Source organism: Streptomyces sp. NRRL B-24085 (assembly GCF_001282115.1).
Taxonomy (GTDB): Bacteria; Actinomycetota; Actinomycetes; order Streptomycetales; family Streptomycetaceae; genus Streptomyces.
Map to the genome: position 1 here is coordinate 1 of NZ_LJBR01000484.1, position 3,013 is coordinate 3,013.

The following is a 3,013-nucleotide window of genomic DNA, read 5'->3' on the forward strand; positions in this document are numbered from 1 at the left end:
GACGGACCCCACCCCGTCCGGCCCGGCGAGCCCGACGGCCTCACCGACGGACGGTGACGAACCGAGTCCGTCGGCGTCGTGACGAGTGCCGGGGGAGCCGTCAGGGGTGCCGGGGGAGCCGTCCGGGGTGTCCGGAGAGGCCGCCACCGCGGGCGAGCCCCCGGCACCCCCGTCCCCACCGCTCAGCCGGTCGGGTCCGCCGGATGCGGGGCCACCAGGGGCAGTTGGGAGGCCAGGCGTTGCTCGCACAGCTCGACCAGGCGGTCGTAGCCCGCCTTGCCCATCAGTTCGATCAGCTCGGGGCGGTAGGAGACGTAGACCGGGTCGCCGGCGCCGTGTGCCGAGGTCGCCGACGTGCACCACCAGTGCAGGTCGTGGCCGCCCGGGCCCCAGCCGCGCCGGTCGTACTCCCCGATGGACACCTGGAGGACGCGGGTGTCGTCGGGCCGGTCGATCCACTCGTACGTCCGCCGCACCGGGAGCTGCCAGCAGACGTCCGGCTTGGTCTCCAGCGGCTCGCGGCCCTCCCGCAGTGCCAGGATGTGCAGCGAGCAGCCCTGGCCGCCCGGGAAGCCGGGCCGGTTCTGGAAGATGCAGGAGCCCTCGAAGGGGCGGGTCTGCCGGTCGCCGTCCTCGTCCTCCGAGACCCAGCCGCCCCGGGTGCCCTCGGCGTGGTGCTGCCAGATGTCCGGCGTGAGCCGCGCCACGTGCTCCGCGACCCGCTGCTCGTCCTCCTCGTCGGAGAAGTGGGCGCCCAGGGTGCAGCACCCGTCGTCCGCCCGGCCCGCCCGGATGCCCTGGCAGCCGCTGCCGAAGATGCAGTTCCACCGAGAGGTCAGCCATGTCAGATCGCAGCGGAAGACCTGCTCGTCGTCCGCCGGATCCGGGAACTCCACCCACGCGCGCGCGAAGTCGAGGCCCTTCTCGTCCGCCTTCAGAGCCTTCATGGCCTTCCGCGACTGCTTCGGCGGCTTCACCCGCGAAGGACCGTCGGCAGAAACGGCCGTTTTGTCGTCCTTCACCTTTTTCGTCTTTGGCACGCGTCCAGGGTAAGTCGCCCGAGGCCCCTCCGGAGACAGTCGAACGCCCTGCTGGCAGTAGCGTTCCCTACATGAGACTCGGTGTCCTCGACGTGGGATCGAACACGGTGCACCTGCTGGTGGTGGACGCGCACCCCGGCGCACGCCCCCTGCCCGCGCACTCGCACAAGGCGGAACTGCGCCTTGCCCAACTCCTCGACGAGGCCGGGGCGATCGGTCCCGAGGGCGTCGAGAAACTGGTCTCGGTCGTCAAGGACGCGCTCCAGGCCGCCGAGGACAAGGGCGTCGAGAACCTGCTGCCGTTCGCGACCTCCGCCGTCCGCGAGGCCGGCAACGCCGACGACGTCCTCGCGCGCGTGCGGGCCGAGACCGGCGTCGAGCTCCAGGTCCTCACCGGCGCCGAGGAGGCCCGTCTCACCTTCCTCGCCGCCCGCCGCTGGTTCGGCTGGTCGGCGGGCAAGCTCCTGGTCCTCGACATCGGCGGCGGCTCCCTGGAGATCGCCTACGGCATCGACGAGGAACCGGACGCGGCGGTCTCCCTGCCGCTGGGCGCGGGCCGCCTCACGGCCGGCTGGCTCCCCGGCGACCCCCCGGCCCCGGACGACGTCCGGTCCCTGCGACGGCACGTGCGCGCCCAGATCGCCCGTACGGTCGGCGAGTTCGCCCGCTTCGGCGCCCCCGACCACGTGGTCGCCACCTCCAAGACCTTCAAGCAGCTCGCCCGCCTGGCCGGCGCGGCCCGCTCCGCCGAGGGCCTCTACGTCCAGCGCGAGCTCAAGCGCGAGTCCCTGGAGGCATGGGTCCCGAGGCTGGCCGGGATGACGACGGAGCAGCGGGCGGAACTCCCGGGCGTCTCGGAGGGCAGGGCGAACCAGCTCCTGGCGGGCGCCCTGGTCGCCGAGGGCGCGATGGATCTGTTCGGCGTGGAAACGGTCGAGATCTGTCCGTGGGCGCTGCGGGAAGGCGTGATCCTGCGCAGACTCGACCACATGGGTTCCGCGCAGGGGATCTAGGGGCGCGGGGAGACGTGCGTGCGACCGCGGTGCACCCGCACCCGCCCAGTGGCAAGCGCCACAACGGCTGGCGGGCGTTCCGTCCCACCCCGGCGGACGCCGTAGGCTGACGACCGTGGCAGAACCAGTCGTACGGATCCCGGATGCGAAGGTCGCCCTCTCGACGGCCTCCGTCTACCCGGAGTCGACGGCGACGGCCTTCGAGATCGCCGCGCGTCTCGGGTACGACGGCGTCGAGGTCATGGTGTGGACCGACCCGGTCAGCCAGGACATCGAGGCCCTGCGCCGCCTCTCCGACTATCACGGCATCCCCATACTCGCCGTGCACGCCCCCTGCCTGCTCATCACGCAGCGGGTGTGGTCCACGGACCCCTGGGTCAAGCTCCAGCGGGCCCGGGCGGCCGCCGAGAAGCTGGGCGCGAGCACGGTCGTCGTGCACCCGCCGTTCCGCTGGCAGCGCCAGTACGCCCGTGACTTCGTGAGCGGCATCTGGCGCATGGCGAACGAGACGGACGTACGGTTCGCCGTCGAGAACATGTACCCCTGGCGCTACCGCGACCGCGAGATGCTCGCCTACGCCCCCGACTGGGACGTCACCAAGGACGACTACCGGCACTTCACGATCGACCTCAGCCACGCCGCGACCTCCCGGACCGACGCGATGCAGATGGTCGACCGGATGGGAGACCGGCTCGGCCACGTCCACCTCGCCGACGGCAAGGGCTCCGCGAAGGACGAGCACCTCGTGCCGGGGCGCGGCGTCCAGCCCTGCGCCGAGCTCCTGGAGCGCCTCGCGCTGACCGGCTTCGACGGCCATGTCGTCATCGAGGTCAACACCCGCCGCGCGATGTCCGGCGCCGAACGCGAGGCCGACCTCGCCGAGGCCCTGGCCTTCGCCCGCCTCCACCTGGCCTCACCGGTGAAGGTGCCGCGGCGGTGAGGCGAGGTGGAGGCGGGCGA

The 3,013-nt window shown here is 72.5% G+C and carries 3 protein-coding genes; 2 read left to right on the forward strand and 1 reads right to left on the reverse strand.

Features of this window, described 5'->3' with window-relative positions:
- Positions 1-182: 182 nt before the first annotated feature.
- The gene (locus AOJ26_RS37420; RefSeq protein ID WP_053852811.1) at positions 183-1,040 is read right to left on the reverse strand and encodes a hypothetical protein; all 858 of its coding nucleotides are present in this window, start codon (positions 1,038-1,040) and stop codon (positions 183-185) included.
- A 71-nt stretch (positions 1,041-1,111) separates the two neighbouring features.
- Between AOJ26_RS37420 and AOJ26_RS37425 the strand changes: the two genes are divergently transcribed.
- Positions 1,112-2,053 (forward strand): Ppx/GppA phosphatase family protein, encoded by a 942-nt coding sequence (locus AOJ26_RS37425; protein WP_053852812.1) that lies wholly within the window; start codon positions 1,112-1,114, stop codon positions 2,051-2,053.
- A 115-nt stretch (positions 2,054-2,168) separates the two neighbouring features.
- The gene (locus AOJ26_RS37430; RefSeq protein WP_053852813.1) at positions 2,169-2,993 is read left to right on the forward strand and encodes a sugar phosphate isomerase/epimerase family protein; all 825 of its coding nucleotides are present in this window, start codon (positions 2,169-2,171) and stop codon (positions 2,991-2,993) included.
- The last annotated feature ends 20 nt before the right edge of the window (positions 2,994-3,013 follow it).

What these genes read in the sequence shown, in the direction of transcription:
- AOJ26_RS37425 (WP_053852812.1), top strand. Translation starts at nt 1,112, where the DNA reads ATGAGACTCGGTGTCCTCGACGTGGGATCGAACACGGTGCACCTGCTG.